Raw genomic sequence first — 15098 nt, forward strand, 5'->3', positions numbered from 1 at the left:
GAGTCCCCCTGCCATGACGCTGCTCGTGTCGTCGTTCGTCACGTTCCTGCTCGTCATGGACCCGCTCGGCAACGTGCCCCTGTTCCTCACCTCGCTGCGCAACACCAAGCCGGAGCGTCGCCAGTGGGTGATTCTGCGGGAGTGCCTCATCGCGCTGGCGGTGATGGTGACGTTCCTGTTCCTCGGACAGGGCCTGCTGACCCTGCTCCACATCGACGGGGCCGCCCTGCAGGCGGCCGGCGGCGTCATCCTGCTGCTCATCGCCATCCGCATGGTGTTCCCCACACCGGAGCGGAACCTGTCGGAGCCCCAGACGCACGACGAGCCGTTCATCGTCCCGTTGGCGGTGCCCTACATCGCCGGCCCGTCGCTGCTCGCAGTCATCGTCGTCCTCGTCAGCCAGGATCCCGGGGACTGGCCCTGGTTCCTCGGCGGCCTGGTCGCGGCGTGGGCCCTCACCGCGGTCACGCTGTACTTCTCCGGCTTCCTGCAGCGGGTCGTCGGCACCCGCGCGCTCGTCGCCGTCGAACGCCTCATGGGCATGATCCTGGTGATCATGGCCGTGCAGATGACGTTCGAGGGCGCGAAGGCCTTCTTCCTCGCCTGATATGAATGGGTGCATGACCCCGGACCTCATCGCTCTGCGCCACGCCCTCCACCGGATCCCCGAGGTGGGGCTCCAGCTACCGAAGACCCAGGCCATGATCCTCGACGCGCTGGACGGGCTCCCGCTGGAGATCACCCTCGGCGAGACGGTCACCAGCGTGGTCGGGGTCCTGCGCGGCGGAGTACCGACGGCGGGCAAGCGTCCGGTCGTCCTCCTGCGAGCCGACATGGACGCGCTCCCCGTCGAGGAGCGCACCGACCTCGAGTACGCCGCCGACACCGGCACGATGCACGCCTGCGGACACGACCTGCACATGGCGATGCTGGTCGGGGCCGCACACGAGCTCTGCGCCCAGCGCGACCGGCTGGCCGGCGACGTCGTCTTCATGTTCCAGCCCGGCGAGGAGGGGGTCGACGGCGCCCGGTACATGCTCGAGGAGGGCCTCCTCGACGTCGCCGGGTCTCGGCCCGACTGGGTCTACGCCATCCATGTGTGGGCGGCCCTGGACCCCCACGGCACGTTCTCCACCAAGCCCGGCACGGTCATGGCCAGCTCCGACGTCGCCAAGGTCCGCGTCGTCGGCCGCGGCGGCCACGGCTCCACACCCCACGCCGCCGCCGACCCCGTCCCGGCGCTGGCCGAGATCACCACCGCCCTCAACACCATGGTGACCCGGCGGTTCGACGTGCAGAACCCCGTCGTCGTCACCGTCGGGCTGCTGCAGGCGGGCACCATCGCCAACGTCATCCCCGAAGACGGCCGGCTCGAGGCGACGCTGCGCACCTTCGACACCGACGTCCGCGCCAAGCTGCTCGCGACGATCCCGGAGGTGGTCTCAGGCATCGCCGCCGCGCACGGCGTCACCGGCGAGACCGAGATCGTCGAGCAGTACCCCGTCACCGTCAACGACCCGGCGGAGGCGGACGCGGTCGCCGCGGCGGTGACCGACCTGTTCGGCGCCGACCGGCACCTGCGCTGGGAGAAGCCCCTGGCCGGCGCGGAGGACTTCTCGCGCCTGCTGCTGGAGGCGCCGGGCTGCTTCATCGGGCTGTCGGCGTGCCCCCCGGAGCTCGATCCGGCGACCGCCCCGTTCAACCATTCGGCCTACGCCCGCTTCGACGACGGCGTGCTGGCCGACGGCGCCCGGCTGTTCACGGAGCTGGCGCTGCGCAAGATCGGCGCCTGACCCCGGCCGCGCGGGCATGATGGACGCCATGCGCCCCATGCTCGCCACGCCGTCGCGGACCCCGGGGGTCCCGCCGTCGGGGCCCGGCTGGGTGCACGAGGTCAAGTGGGACGGCATCCGCGCCCTCGCCGAGACCCGGGCCGACGGCATCCGGCTCCTCAATCGGACCGAGGGCGACATCACGGTGGCCTACCCGGAGGTCGCCGCCGGGGCGGCGGGGCTGCCCGACGGGCTCGTGGTGGACGGTGAGGTGGTGGCCCTGGGACCCGACGGCACGCCGTCGTTCCACGCGATCATGCCGCGCATGCACGTGCGCGACGCGGCGCGGGCCGCCCGCTGGGCCGCCGAGCGTCCCGTCACGTTCGTCGTGTTCGACGTGCTGCGCGTCGGCGGGCAGGACGTGACCGCCCGGCCGTGGACCGAACGCCGGGCGCTGTTGGAGCGGCTCGACCTCGACCGGCCGGCGTGGCGCCGCTCCGAGACCTTCGACGACGGCGACGCCCTCGCCCGCTTCACCCGCGAAGCCGGCCTGGAGGGCGTGATGAGCAAGCGGCGTGACTCGCCCTACCTGCCCGGCCACCGCAGCGAGGCCTGGGTGAAGACCCCCCACCGCTCGGAGCTGGTCGCCGTCATCGGCGGCTGGCTGCCCGAGTCGGGGAACCTGCACGCGCTCGGCGCGCTGTGGGTGGGCCAGCCTGCCGACGAGGCGACGTTCGACTCCCGGCCGGTGCTCTACCCGATGGGGCGGGTCGGTTCCGGCCTGGGCCGGGGCGAGCGGGACACGCTCCTGGCCGTCCTGCGCGACACGGAGCGGCCGACGCCCCCGTTCGATCCCGCGCCCACGGACCCGATGGCGCGCCGGGCGCGGTGGGTGGAGCCCATGCTGTGCGTGCAGGTGCGCTACCTGGAGGTCACACCTGACGGGGCGCTGCGGCAGCCGGTGCTGCGGGCGCTGCGGCCGGATGTGTCGCCGGTCGACGCGGCCGCGGCGGCCCTGCTGCCGACGGCTCCCTGAGCGGTCACCCGGCGTCGCGGCGGGCGAGCAGCACGAGGTCGTCGAGGTGGTGGGCGCCGGCGCCGACGGCGACCGAGCGTGGCCGTCGCTCGTGCACCTCGATCGTCCACCCCTCCCCCAGGCGAGCCGCCAGGTCGTCCGGCATGAGCAGCGTGGCCGGGTCCACGTTGCCGTGCTTCGGCTCGAAGTCGGCGTGGTGGACCAGCAGCAGCCGACCGCCGTCGGCGACTAGCGCGAGCATCGCGTCGACGGCCGGTGAGTCCTTCAGCAGGGGCACGTAGAACGCCGACACCAGCTGGTAGTCGTCGTGCGGCAGCTCGCGGGAACCGATCTCGCCGGCCACCCACTCGACGATGAGGCCGGTGCCCTCGGCGGCGCGCTGACCGCGTTCCAGCGCCACCAGCGACGGGTCGAGCGCCGTGACCTCCCAGCCGTGGGACGCCAGCCACAGCGCGTCCGCGCCCTCGCCGCAGCCGACGTCGAGCGCTCGGCCGCGGGGCAGCCGGGTCACCTCGGCCACCAGTGCCTGGTTGGGTTCCCCGCTCCAGAGGCGGTCGGCGTCGCGGTAGACCTTGTCCCAGTCATGCTCGTGCGTCATGGCTCAGTATCCCGCCCGGCCGCTCGAGCGGGCAACAGCCCGGCAGCGGGCTACGCTGGGGGCGATGTCCGAGCAGCCAGAGATCGCGACGCTCCCCCCGATCGAGGAGCTGCGCGACGACGTGCCCCTGAGCCCGCGGACCGGGGAGCCGCGCCGCCCGGCGGCGGTGGTCGCCTCGGCGCTGCTGCAGTACCTGGCCGCGGCCGCGTTGGCCGCGGCCTACGCGCTGCACTGGTGGGCGGCCGCGCACCCGGACACGTACCCGACGTCGGCGCGCCTCGTCGAGTGGGTGTCGCCGAAACCAGGCACCTGGCAGTCGCTCACGGCCGAGGGGGCACTCGCTGCCGCACTCGTGCTGGCCGCGGGGGCGTGCGGGGTGGTCGGGTTCCACGCCTGGAACGGCTGGCGGTGGACGCGCTGGGGCGGGGGCGTCGCGGTCGTCCTGGCCGGCGCCTTCGCGGTCGTGCTGACGGACTGGGCGTTCGTCGGCGCGGGGCTGAGCCTCGTCGGCGGCGCCCTGCTCCTGCTGCGGCCGGTCGGCGTCTACGTCCGGCGCTGGGAGCAGGTCCGCGCCGTGTCCCCCACCCCTTACCGGCGGCCCGACTACATCGTGTACGGACGCCTGCCTCGGTTCCGCTGACTCGCGTAGGCTCGCCGACATGGCTCGCAATCCCCTGTTCGACGGCGCCCTGAGGGTCGTGCGCGAGGTCGCGCTGCGTGCCCTGGAGCGCGCCAGCCGGCCGACGTCACCGACGAAACGCCGCCGGACCACGCCGCGACCGGCCCCGCGGCCCACCCCCACGACGCCGGCCGACTACCCGGGAGACTTCCGCGGCTCGCCGGCGATCACCTACCATCCCCTGGCGGACGAGCGGCCCGATCCCGGTGAGGTCGTCTGGACGTGGGTGCCCTACGAGGACGATCCCACGCAGGGCAAAGACCGGCCGGTGCTGCTCATCGGGCGCGACGGGCCGTGGCTGCTCGGCCTGCAGGTGACGTCGCAGGACCACGACGTCGACGAGGCGCAGGAGGCGGCGGCAGGCCGCTACTGGATGGACATCGGCACCGGAGGCTGGGACCACCGGGGCCGCGCCAGCGAGCTGCGAGTCAACCGCATCGTGCGCATCGACCCGGACGCGGTGCGCCGCGTGGGCGCGGTACTGGACCGCGAGACGTTCGACGCCGTCGCGCGCGAGGTCCGCCGCCACTACTGAGCATGCCTGCCGGTGTTGCGCCGGCGGTGAACAGCGCCCCACCCGATTCGGGGCGCGGGGCCCTCCCCTGATTGAATAGTGCAGCAGCAGGAACGAGAGGGCCCCATGATCACCGTCACCGACCTCACGAAGGTCTACCGACAGGGCAGGCGCGAGGTGCGCGCCCTGGACGGCGTGACGCTCACCGTTCCCGCGGGATCCATCCACGGCATCATCGGTCACTCGGGAGCCGGCAAGTCCACGCTCGTGCGGTGCCTGACCCTCCTGGACCACCCGACGTCGGGCAAGGTCGAGATCAACGGAGTGGACCTCACCGCCGCACGTGCCGACGCGCTGCGCACCGCGCGCCGCCGGATCGGCCTGGTCTTCCAGCAGGCGAACCTGTTCGACTCCCGCACCATCGCGGACAACGTCGGCTACCCCCTGGAGCTCATCGGCATGAAGAAGGCCGAGCGCGACGCGAAGGTCGCCGAGCTGCTGCGGGTCGTCGGTCTGCCGGACTCCGGTCCCGCCTACCCGGCGCAGCTGTCGGGCGGCATGCGGCAGCGGGTGGGGATCGCCCGCGCGCTCGCCACCGAGCCCGACGTGCTGCTGTTCGACGAGCCCACGTCGGCACTCGACCCGAAGACCACCGACGAGATCCTGGACCTCATCCTCAGCCTCAAGGGCCGCGACGGCCTGGCGGTGCTGGTCATCACGCACGAGATGCACGTCGTGAAGAAGATCTGCGACTCGGTGTCCCTCCTCGACGGCGGCCGCATCGTCGAGTCCGGCCCCCTGGTCGAGGTCGTCAACAGCCTCGACAGCCGCCTCGCCGAGGCGCTGCTCGGCATCCCCCCGCACGCCCCGCTGGATGCGGTGGGCGGCACGCTCGTCGACGTCCTGTCCTCGGGCGAGCGGGCTGCCATGCCGGTCGTCGCCCACACCTCTCACGAGGTGGGCGCCGAACTCAACATCGTGGCGGGCAGCGTCGAGCATCTCGCCGGCACCACGTTCTCTCACCTGCGGATCTCGGTACCGCCGGGCACCGACCCCCAGCGCGTCATCGACGTACTGCGCAGCCAGGGCGCCGACGCGAAGCTCACCACCGTCACGCCCGCCGCCGTCGAAGGGCTGGTCCCGTGATCCTCCTCGACACCTGGTTCAACAATCCGGCGCTGCAGAAGGCCGTCCTCCCCGCCATCTGGGAGACGCTGCTCATGGTCGGCATCTCCAGCCTCGCGACCGTCGCCATCGGGCTGCCACTCGGCGTGGTCCTCTATGTCACGCAGAAGGGCGCGCTGGGCGAGAACCGCTGGCTGAACGTCGTCTTGTCGAGCATCGTGGTCAACATCACCCGCTCCATCCCCTACGCCATCCTCATGCTGGCGCTCATCCCCGTCACCCGCTGGATCGTCGGTACGGCCCTGGGGCCCATCGCCGCGTCGGTGTCGCTGGCCATCGCCGCCATCCCCTTCTTCGCCCGCCTCGTGGAGACCGCTCTGCGCGAGGTCCATCCGGGCAAGCTGGACGCCGCGCACGCCATGGGGTCGACGAAGATGCAGTCCATCACCAAGGTGCTCATCCCTGAAGCCATGCCTGGGCTCGTCGCCGGGGTCACGACGACCGTGGTCACGATCATCGGCTACTCGGCGATGGCGGGCCTCGTGGGCGGCGGCGGCCTGGGCCGGCTCGCGTACAACTACGGCTTCCAGCGCTACCAGCCCGACGTCATGGTCGTCACGGTGATCCTCATCGTCATCATGGTGCAGGGCGTCCAATGGCTCGGCGACACCGTCTCCCGGCGCGTCGACCACCGATAGTCCCCCCACGTCTCGTGGGTCGCCCGCGTCAGCGGGCACAGCAGAAATCGGCCAACTTGTTGTTGGCCCCGAGCAGTAAGGAATCCTCCTGATGCGAGTTCTCACCGCCGTCGCTGCCTCGTTGGCAGCCACCCTCGCTCTGTCCGCGTGCGGCTCCGCAGAGCCTGACGACAGCAGCGCACCCGCCGGTTCCGCCTCCGCGGGCGAGGTCACCAGCCTCGTCGTCGGCGCCAGCCCGGTCCCCCACGCCAAGATCCTGGAGTTCGTCCGCGACAACCTGGCCGAGGAGGCCGGGCTCGAGATCGAGATCCGCGAGTTCGACGACTACGTGCTGCCCAACGAGGCCCTCGCCTCAGAGGAGCTCGACGCGAACTACTTCCAGCACCAGCCCTACCTCGAGAGCCAGATCGAGGAGAAGGGCTACGAGTTCACCGCCGGCGAGGGCGTGCACATCGAGCCGCTCAAGGTGTTCTCGGACAAGCACGACTCGATCGACGCCATTCCCGACGGCGCGACCATCGTCATCACCAACGACGTGTCGAACCAGTACCGCGGCCTCAAGCTGCTGGAGAAGGCCGGCCTCCTGACCGACGTGCCGGACGGCGCGACCGTTTTGACGCTCACGGACGCCGAGAACCCGAAGGGTCTCAAGTTCGAGGAGACGCAGCCAGAGGTGGTCGTGCAGCAGCTGTCTGACCCCGCCGTCGACGCGGCCGTCATCAACGCCAACTTCATCCTCACCGCCGGGCTCGACCCGAGCGAGGCCATCGAGTCCGAGGAGGTCGAGGGCAACCCCTACGCCAACATGCTCGTGTGGCGCACCGGTGACGACAACCCGGGCGTCCAGAAGCTCGAGGAACTCCTGCACTCGCAGGAGGTCGCCGACTTCATCGCCGAGACCTGGCCGTCGGGTGACGTGATCCCGGGCAACGCCTGATCCGTCGCTGGCGAGGGCCGTCGCGGGTGACCGCGGCGGCCCTTTGTCGTGCCCCGGGGCATTCCCGCCGCCGGGACAGGGCGGCCACGGCCGGCCTGGCCGAACGCGGCATCGGGGTGTGCCGCAACCAGGGCGTCCAGACGCCCCAGCGACCCACCGCCCTCGTGTGCTGACGCCGTAGGCTGGGCGCGTGAGCACTCCCCGCGCAGTCCTGTTCGACCTCGACGGCACCCTGGCCGACACCGTGCCGCTCATCGCGCAGCACATCAGCGACACCCTGGTCGCCCACGGCATCGCCTGCGAACCGAAGGACGTGTACCCGCTGATCGGCCGCCCCATCGAGGACGCGATGCACGAGTTGCACGAGTTCTCCGGCGACGGCCAGTCCCGGATGCGGGCGATCATCGCGGAGTACCGCGCGGCGCTGCACGAGGCGGTGAACGCCGCAGGTCCGGACCTCGTCCTGCCCGGGGTGCGGGGGATGCTGCGGGACCTTCGCGACGCCGGCTTCGCCATCGGGGTGGTCACGGCCAAGGGTGGTCCGCAGGCCGAGCACCTGCTGACCATCACGGAGCTGCGCGAATTCATCGACGTCCTCATCACCACCGACGACGTGACCCGCGGCAAGCCCGATCCGGAGTCGGCCCTCCTGGGGCTCGACCGGCTCGGTGCGACCGCCGGCGACACCTGGTACGTCGGCGACGCCGTCTCGGACGTCGCCATGGCCCTGGCCGCCGGCATGCGGGCCCTGGGCATCACCACCGGCGCGGCGACCGAGGAGGAGCTGCGGGAGGCGGGCGCCGAGGTCGTCGTCACGCACGCGTCCGACGTGGTGGGCCTGGTCCGCGGGTAGTCTCGGCGGGTATGGGACGCATCGTCTTCGACACCGCCACCAGCCTGAACGGCTACATCGCCGACGAGAACAACTCCCTCGCCTGGCTCTTCGCCGTCGACGGGGGCGAGCACCCGGATGAGGGCCTGTTCCCCTCCGGGATCACCGTCATGGTGGAGGGGTCCACCACGTACGAGTGGGTGCTGGCCGAGTCAGACATCCTGGCGCACCCCGAGAAGTGGAGCGAGTTCCACGGCGACCGCCCCACCTTCGTCTTCACGAGCCGCGACCTCCCCGTCCCCGCCGGCGCGGACGTCCGATTCGTCTCCGGGCCCGTGGTCGACGCGTTGCCGGCCATCCGGGAGGCGGCCGGCGACGGCGACATCTGGGTCGTCGGCGGCGGTGACCTGGCCGGGCAGTTCCTCGACGCGGGGGCGCTCGACGAGATCGCGCTGTCCGTGGCGCCGGTGGCGCTCACGGGGGGCGCGCCGCTGCTTCCGCGGCGGGTGGAGTCGGACCGGCTGCGCCTGGTGTCGGCCGCCGCCGTCGGCCAGTTCGCGCGGCTCGTCTACCGGGTCGAGAAGTAGGAGGCCTGAGATGTCGCGGCCAAGGGTGCTCGCGCTCGTCATGGCGGGCGGCGAGGGCGGCCGCATGGAGGTCCTCACCGACCGGCGGGCCAAGCCCGCCCTGCCGTTCGCGGGCGTCTACCGGCTGATCGACCTCCCGCTGAGCAACCTGCGCAACAGCGGCATCGACGACGTCTGGATCGTCGCGCAGTACGAGGTCCAGACCGTGGTGGACGTCGTGGCGGGGGGACGGCCGTGGGACCTCGACCGCACGCACGGCGGGCTGCGGTTCATCACCCCCGAACAGCGCCGCGACCTCGAGGAGGAGGCGGGCTGGCACGAGGGCAACGCCGACGCCATCCACCAGACCCGCGATCACATCCGCGAGCTCGACCCCGACGTCGTGCTCGTCCTCAGCGCCGACCACGTGTACCGGCTCGACTTCTCCGAGGTGGTGGCCGCGCACCTGGACCGCGAGGCCGACCTCACGATCGTCTCCACCCGGGTCCCCATCGGCCAGGCCCCGCACCACGGGGTCGTCGTCGTCGACGACGACGGCCGGGTGACCGGGTTCGCCCACAAGCCGGAGGACCCGCCGTCTGACATCGTCACCACGGAGGTGTTCGCGTACCGCACCGCGGCTCTCCTGGGGACGCTCGAGAGCCTGGCGCGTGAACTCGGCTCAGGCAGCTCGACGAACCTCGGTGACTTCGGGGAGCATCTCGTGCCGAGGCTGGTCGAGGACGGGTCGGTCCACGACTTCCGCCTCGGCGGGTACTGGCGCGACCTCGGCCGCCCCGAGACGTACTTCGCCGCCCACATGGATCTGCTCGAGGAACGCCCCGAGCTGCAGCTCGACGACCGCACGTGGCCGATCTTCACCCGGGACCACCAGCGCCTCCCGGCGCGCGTGCGCCGCGGAGCGGTCATCGAGAACTCGCTGGTGTCCCCCGGCTGCGTCATCGACGGCACCGTCCGCGACTCGGTGCTGGGTCCAGGCGTCACCGTCGCCGCGGGCGCGGTCGTGGAGCACGCCGTCGTCCTGGCCGACGTCGAGATCCGGGAGGAGGCCCAGGTCCGCTTCGCCGTCGTCGACGAGAGCGCCGTCGTCGGCAAGGGCGCTGAGGTCGGTGAGGACCTGGCAGGAGAGGTGTCGACCGAGGATCTCGTGCTGGTGGGCATGGGAGCCCACGTGCGGGGGCGCCGTAAGCTGCGGCGCGGCGACCGGGTCGAGCCTGCCGGGGGCGGCCGGGACTAGCCCAGAGTCGCCTCGAAGCCGCCGCTGGTGAGCATCGGGACGAAGCCCAGCGCCTCGTTGACCGCGAGCATGTAGCGGTTCTCGGCCGCATTCCAAGTCACGATGCCCGCGGCCGACGGAGCGAGGCGGCGGACCTGGATCAGGTTGGCCGCCTTGACGAGCATCCCGAGCCGACGCCCGCGGTGGCCGGGGAGCACGATGGTGTCCATCTGGTCGACGAACGCCGCGGGGTTGGCCCGCGACAGCGCCAGATCGCTGAGCGCAACGACCTCCCCCGTCGGCCGATGCAGCACCACGGCGTGGAACAGGCGGTTGCCGAGCAGCAGGACGCGTTCGCGTTCCCGCACCCGGTCCGCGTCCCATCGCGTCTCGACGACCTCCAGCGCACCCAACGGCTGGTCCACGGCCATCCGCTCCCGCAGCACCGCCACGCCCGCCAGCAGGTCGTCGGGCGACTCGCCCTCCCAGGTCCGCACCTCGTAGTCCTCGCCTGCGACGGCGCCGGCCTCGGCCAACGCGGTGTCGGGGTCAACGCCGGGGGCGGCGAAGTCGTAGCGGCTGACGCGCTCCACCATCCCGAGCGACAGTCCGTGCCGCAGCGCGAGCCGGACTCCTGGGTGCCGCTCATCGATGGCGCCGTGGCCCGACGGCGGGCGCAGGGCCGCGCCGTCGGTCACGGGGGTCTCCACCCAGGCCCGGACCCGGCGCACATCCTCGGGGAGCTCCGCGCGCAGTCGCGCCACCAACGCCTCGGCGACACCTCGCCCGCGGAACCCGGGGTGCACGAACACGGCCACGGTGACGCTGTCGGGGGCGTCGACGAGGTCGGTCTCGGCGACCAGGTAGCCGGCTGGGACGTCTCCGACGTGGGCGAGGTAGCGCAGCCGGCGCGTGTCGGCGTCGGCCCGCTGGGTGGTGAACAGCTCGAGCGGGTCGACGTCCCAGTGCGGTCCGCCGCTGAGTTCACGTTCGTTGGCGTTGACGAGGCCGCAGAACTCGAGCCAGCGCGGCTCCTCGGGCGAGTCCGGCGGGCTCAGGGGCGTGATGGTGAGCACCGGGCGAGCCTAACGGGCGCCGGTGCCGGGCGGACAGTCCCAGGCCCGCGGCATATCGGCCCGGCCGGTGCGGTGCCGTAGTGTGGAGGGGCTGACGCCTTCGAGAAATGAGAGCCCATGGCCGCACCCGCCCTGCACGATTCGGTCATCGACCGCCCCGAGAGCCTCCGCTCATGGATCGGGCGGCTGTTGAAGGGTGTCGCGGTGGGCGTCGGGGCGATCCTGCCCGGGCTCTCCGGCGGTGTCCTGGCCGTCATCTTCGGCCTGTACGACCCGATGATCCGGTTCCTGGCCGACATGCGGAAGCGGTTCTGGCGCAACGTCGCCTTCTTCATCCCCATCGCGCTCGGCATGGCGATCGGCATCTTCGCGTTCTCCGTCCTGGTCAAGGCGGCGTTCGACTCCTACGCGGCCCAGTTCACGTGCCTGTTCATCGGCTTCGTCATCGGCACGTTCCCCTCGCTCTACCGTCAGGCGGGGCGTCATGGGCGCACCTCGCGGCATCTCGTCATCCTCGGCGTGGCCGCGGCGGCCATCTTCCTCCTCATGCTCGCCGGAGGGCAGATGCTGGTGCAGGTGACACCGAGCATCCCGGTCTGGTTCGGGTCCGGGGCCCTCATCGGCCTCGGCGTCATCGTGCCGGGCATGTCGCCGTCGAACTTCCTCATCTACTTCGGCCTCTACGACAAGATGGCCGGCGGCATCAAGGACGGTGACCTCGGGGTCATCATCCCGCTCGCCGTGGGCGTCGTGGTGTGCGTGCTCCTGCTCGCGAGAGGTGCGGCATGGCTGTTCGACCGCTACTACGGCGCCATGTACCACCTGATCCTCGGCATGGTGGTCGGCTCGTCGCTGGCGATCTTCCCCACCGTCGTGTTCCCGGCCTTCACCGACGCCGGCCTGACCGCCAGCGGGCTGACGCTGCCGGTCGCGGTGCTGTTCGCCGTCGCGATGCTGGTGGTGGGCGCGATCGCCTCCTACCTGTTCAGCAAGGTGGAGGACAACGTGAGCGACAAGCGCCACGAGATCGAGGAGTCCGCCAAGACGATCGCTCCGAGCTGACCGTCCGGGAACGAGCGCGCCCCGGCGGGGTCGCCGGGGCGCGCGTCGAGCGGGCGACGGGAATCGAACCCGCGTATCAAGCTTGGGAAGCTAGCGCTCTACCATTGAGCTACGCCCGCGCGTGGCCCCTAGGTTAGCAGGGTTTTCCGCCGACCCGGAACACGGCCGGCGCCACACCGAACAGCTTCTGAGTAGGCTGGCGGCGTGAGCAGCACCCTCGGCGACGTCACCGTCGACGACCGTGCCATCACCCGCCTCGCGATGTCCCACGACGCCTCGCCGTTCTTGCTGACGCCGTCGGGGGTCGCCACGCCGTCGAGCGTCGACGAGGTGGCGTCGCTCATGGTCGAGGCGGCCCGCACCCGCCGTCGCATCACCTTCCGGGGCGGCGGCACGAGCCTCTGCGGGCAGTCGATCAGCTCCGACCTCCTGGTCGACGTCCGCCGCCACTTCCGCGACATCGAGGTGCTCGACGACGGCGCCCGCGTCCGGGCCGGCGCCGGGGCGACGCTCCGCGCGGTCAACACCCGGCTGGCCCGCTACGGCCGGCGGCTGGGCCCGGACCCCACGAGCGACGTCGCCTGCACCATCGGCGGCATCGTCGCCAACAACTCCAGCGGCATGCTGTCGGGCGTCGAGCAGAACAGCTACCAGACGCTCGAGTCGATGGTGTTCGTCCTGCCGAGCGGGCGGGTCGTCGACACCGCAGATCCCTCCGCCGACATCACGCTGCGCCTCGAGGAGACGCCGCTGGTCGGCGGGCTGCACATGCTCCGGAGGCGGCTGCGGACCAACCCCGCGGCGATCGCCGACATCAACCGCCTCTACAGCGTCAAGAACACCATGGGCTACGGGCTCAACGCGCTGCTCGAGTTCCACCGCCCCGTGGATATCATCCGACACCTGCTCATCGGATCCGAGGGCACGCTGGGCTTCGTCGCGGAGGCCACGTTCCGCACAGTCCCGCTCGCCCGGCACAGCGCCGCCGCGCTGGCGCTGTTCCCGAGCCTCGACGACGCCACCGCCGCCGTGCCGTCCCTCATCGAGCACGGCTTCGAGGCCATCGAGCTCATGGACGCCGCGTCCCTGCGCGTCGCACGGGCCCAGCCCGACGCCCCCACCATCCTCCGCGAGGCACCGCTGACCACCGAGGCGGCGCTGCTGGTCGAGCTCCACGAGGTCAACGCGGTCACGCTGGCCGAGCGGCTCGAGGCGGCGGGCGCCGAACTGCGGTCCATCCCGGCGCTGGCCCGCGTCGAGCTCACCACGGAGGTACGCGAGCGCAACGCGCTGGTCGAGCTGCGCCGCGGCCTGTACGCGCTGGTTGCCGGGGCGCGCGCCTCGGGCTCCACGACGCTCCTCGAGGACGTCTGCGTCCCGCCGGAGCACTTCGCCGCCGCCTGCCGCGACCTCGTCACCCTGCTCGACAACTCGGGCTACCCCGAGGCGCCCATGTTCGCCCACGCCCGCGACGGCAACATCCATATCCTGCTCAGCGAACGCTTCGACGACCCCGTCGGGCTGCTGCGCTACCGCAAGTTCACGCGCAAGCTCGTCCGCCTCACGCTGCGGCACCACGGCGTCCTCAAGGCCGAACACGGCACCGGGCGGGCCATGGCGCCCTTCCTGCGCGAGCAGTACGGCGACGAGCTCTACGAGGTGATGCGCGAGATCAAGCACCTGTTCGACCCCCACGGCGTCCTCAACCCGGGCGTCATCATCTCCGACGACCCCGACGCCCATCTCAAGCACCTCAAGCTGATGCCGACCATCGAACCCGAGGTGGACGCGTGCATCGAGTGCGGCTTCTGCGAGCCGGTGTGCCCCTCGCGGGACCTCACGCTCACCCCCCGCCAGCGCATCGTGCTGCAACGAGAGCTCAGCGCCCGCCGCGACGACGCCGAGCTCGTCGCCCAAGTCGAGGCCGACTACGACTACGCCGTCCTGGAGACGTGCGCCGTCGACGGCATGTGCGAGGTCGCCTGCCCCCTCGGCATCAACACCGGCGACCTGGTCCGCAGGCAGCGGCAGGAGCGGGCCGGCGGTGTCGAGACCGCGGCCTGGAACAGGGCCGCGAAGGCATGGGGGCTGGCCACTCGCATGGGGTCGGCCGCCCTGACGATGGCCAAGTCCAGCGTGCCGCTCGCGACGGTCGCGACCCGGCTGGGCCGGCGCACCCTCGGCGCCGAGGCCGTCCCCGGCTACGACGCGACCCTCCCGCCCGGCTCCGGCCTGCGGCGCCGCCCCCGGCGGCGCAACCGCTCCCGCCCCGCCGTCGCCGCCTACTTCCCGTCCTGTCTGCAGTCGATGTTCGGGCCGTCAGGTCAGGGCGTCTTCGCGGCCTTCAACGAGCTGTGCAACCGGGCGCAGGTGCCAGTGGCTCTCCTCGACGCCGAAGACCTGTGCTGCGGCTCGCCCTGGCGGGCCAAGGGCCTGACCGAGGGTTACCAGACGATGCAGGCCAAGGTGCGGGAGGTTCTCGGCCGCCGCGAGGACACGACCGTCGTCGTCGATGCCGCCAGCTGCACCGCCGGCCTCACCACGATGACCGACGGCTGGGGCCCGGAGGTGCTGGACGTCGTGACCTTCGCCGCCCGTGAGCTGGTGCCGCGCCTTGAGGTGAGACGCTCGCTGCCGTCGCTCGTCCTCCATCCCACCTGCGCCTCGACCCGCCTCGACGTCAACGACGACCTCCTGGCCATCGCGCACTTCATCGCCGACGAGGTCACCGTGCCGCCGTCGTGGGCCTGCTGCGGCTTCGCCGGCGACCGCGGCCTCCTGCACCCGGAGCTCACGGAGGCCGCCACCCGCGACGAGGCCGCCGAGGTCCGCACGGGATTCTTCGCCTACGCGTCGCTCAACCGGACGTGCGAGATCGCGATGTCGCGGGCGACCGGCCGCACCTACGTGCACATCCTCGAGTTGCTGGCTGAGGCCACCAGATAGCCCGGCACTTTTCTCGCTGG

At 71.8% G+C, this 15098-nt stretch carries 15 protein-coding genes and 1 tRNA gene; 13 read left to right on the forward strand and 3 right to left on the reverse strand.

All coding sequences use genetic code 11. The annotated features are described in order from the left end of the window. Nucleotides 1-13 precede the first annotated feature (13 nt). From BCR15_RS01580 to BCR15_RS01590, 3 genes are read left to right on the forward strand one after another with little or no spacing between them, the layout of a single operon-like run. The gene (locus tag BCR15_RS01580; protein ID WP_068749760.1) at nucleotides 14-607 is read left to right on the forward strand and encodes a MarC family protein; all 594 of its coding nucleotides are present in this window, start codon (nucleotides 14-16) and stop codon (nucleotides 605-607) included. Between the two features lie 13 nt (nucleotides 608-620). Beyond that, nucleotides 621-1793 (forward strand): M20 metallopeptidase family protein, encoded by a 1173-nt coding sequence (locus tag BCR15_RS01585; protein WP_068749761.1) that lies wholly within the window; start codon nucleotides 621-623, stop codon nucleotides 1791-1793. A gap of 28 nt (nucleotides 1794-1821) precedes the next feature. Beyond that, on the forward strand, nucleotides 1822-2808 hold the full coding sequence (locus BCR15_RS01590; RefSeq protein WP_068749762.1) for an ATP-dependent DNA ligase: 987 nt from the start codon (nucleotides 1822-1824) through the stop codon (nucleotides 2806-2808). A gap of 4 nt (nucleotides 2809-2812) precedes the next feature. On the opposite strand, the gene BCR15_RS01595 is transcribed toward BCR15_RS01590, so the two are convergent. Then, the gene (locus BCR15_RS01595; RefSeq protein WP_078920041.1) at nucleotides 2813-3406 is read right to left on the reverse strand and encodes a class I SAM-dependent methyltransferase; all 594 of its coding nucleotides are present in this window, start codon (nucleotides 3404-3406) and stop codon (nucleotides 2813-2815) included. Between the two features lie 64 nt (nucleotides 3407-3470). On the opposite strand from BCR15_RS01595, the gene BCR15_RS01600 reads away from it, so the two are divergent. The 8 genes from BCR15_RS01600 to BCR15_RS01635 all read left to right on the forward strand — a co-directional run bounded on the left by BCR15_RS01600 (nucleotide 3471) and on the right by BCR15_RS01635 (nucleotide 10015). Then, nucleotides 3471-4046: a hypothetical protein gene (locus BCR15_RS01600; protein ID WP_068749763.1), complete on the forward strand. Its 576-nt coding sequence runs from the start codon at nucleotides 3471-3473 to the stop codon at nucleotides 4044-4046. A gap of 19 nt (nucleotides 4047-4065) precedes the next feature. Further along, complete coding sequence (locus tag BCR15_RS01605; protein WP_068749765.1) at nucleotides 4066-4620, forward strand: type II toxin-antitoxin system PemK/MazF family toxin; 555 nt, start codon at nucleotides 4066-4068, stop codon at nucleotides 4618-4620. 105 nt (nucleotides 4621-4725) lie between these two features. Beyond that, a complete protein-coding gene (locus BCR15_RS01610; protein ID WP_068749767.1) occupies nucleotides 4726-5745 on the forward strand; it encodes a methionine ABC transporter ATP-binding protein in 1020 nt (339 codons plus the stop codon). Beyond that, a complete protein-coding gene (locus BCR15_RS01615) occupies nucleotides 5742-6422 on the forward strand; it encodes a methionine ABC transporter permease (RefSeq protein WP_068749768.1) in 681 nt (226 codons plus the stop codon). Before BCR15_RS01610 ends, BCR15_RS01615 begins: the two co-directional genes overlap by 4 nt. A gap of 91 nt (nucleotides 6423-6513) precedes the next feature. Beyond that, a complete protein-coding gene (locus BCR15_RS01620) occupies nucleotides 6514-7359 on the forward strand; it encodes a MetQ/NlpA family ABC transporter substrate-binding protein (protein WP_068749769.1) in 846 nt (281 codons plus the stop codon). A gap of 190 nt (nucleotides 7360-7549) precedes the next feature. Further along, nucleotides 7550-8212 (forward strand): HAD family hydrolase, encoded by a 663-nt coding sequence (locus BCR15_RS01625; protein ID WP_068749770.1) that lies wholly within the window; start codon nucleotides 7550-7552, stop codon nucleotides 8210-8212. Nucleotides 8213-8223: 11 nt separating this feature from the next. After that, a complete protein-coding gene (locus tag BCR15_RS01630; protein ID WP_068749774.1) occupies nucleotides 8224-8778 on the forward strand; it encodes a dihydrofolate reductase family protein in 555 nt (184 codons plus the stop codon). Between the two features lie 10 nt (nucleotides 8779-8788). After that, nucleotides 8789-10015 (forward strand): glucose-1-phosphate adenylyltransferase family protein, encoded by a 1227-nt coding sequence (locus tag BCR15_RS01635; protein ID WP_068749775.1) that lies wholly within the window; start codon nucleotides 8789-8791, stop codon nucleotides 10013-10015. On the opposite strand, the gene BCR15_RS01640 is transcribed toward BCR15_RS01635, so the two are convergent. Then, complete coding sequence (locus tag BCR15_RS01640) at nucleotides 10012-11070, reverse strand: GNAT family N-acetyltransferase (RefSeq protein WP_068749776.1); 1059 nt, start codon at nucleotides 11068-11070, stop codon at nucleotides 10012-10014. The genes BCR15_RS01635 and BCR15_RS01640 overlap by 4 nt on opposite strands. Before the next feature lie 117 nt (nucleotides 11071-11187). Between BCR15_RS01640 and BCR15_RS01645 the strand changes: the two genes are divergently transcribed. Beyond that, complete coding sequence (locus BCR15_RS01645; protein ID WP_068749777.1) at nucleotides 11188-12132, forward strand: DUF368 domain-containing protein; 945 nt, start codon at nucleotides 11188-11190, stop codon at nucleotides 12130-12132. 48 nt (nucleotides 12133-12180) lie between these two features. Here BCR15_RS01645 and BCR15_RS01650 read toward each other — a convergent pair. Then, nucleotides 12181-12251: transfer RNA gene (locus tag BCR15_RS01650), tRNA-Gly, on the reverse strand. An 85-nt stretch (nucleotides 12252-12336) separates the two neighbouring features. On the opposite strand from BCR15_RS01650, the gene BCR15_RS01655 reads away from it, so the two are divergent. After that, the gene (locus BCR15_RS01655) at nucleotides 12337-15078 is read left to right on the forward strand and encodes an FAD-binding and (Fe-S)-binding domain-containing protein (protein WP_068749779.1); all 2742 of its coding nucleotides are present in this window, start codon (nucleotides 12337-12339) and stop codon (nucleotides 15076-15078) included. Nucleotides 15079-15098: the final 20 nt, after the last annotated feature.

The organism is Tessaracoccus lapidicaptus, from assembly GCF_001693815.1.
Taxonomy (GTDB): domain Bacteria; phylum Actinomycetota; class Actinomycetes; order Propionibacteriales; family Propionibacteriaceae; genus Arachnia; species Arachnia lapidicapta.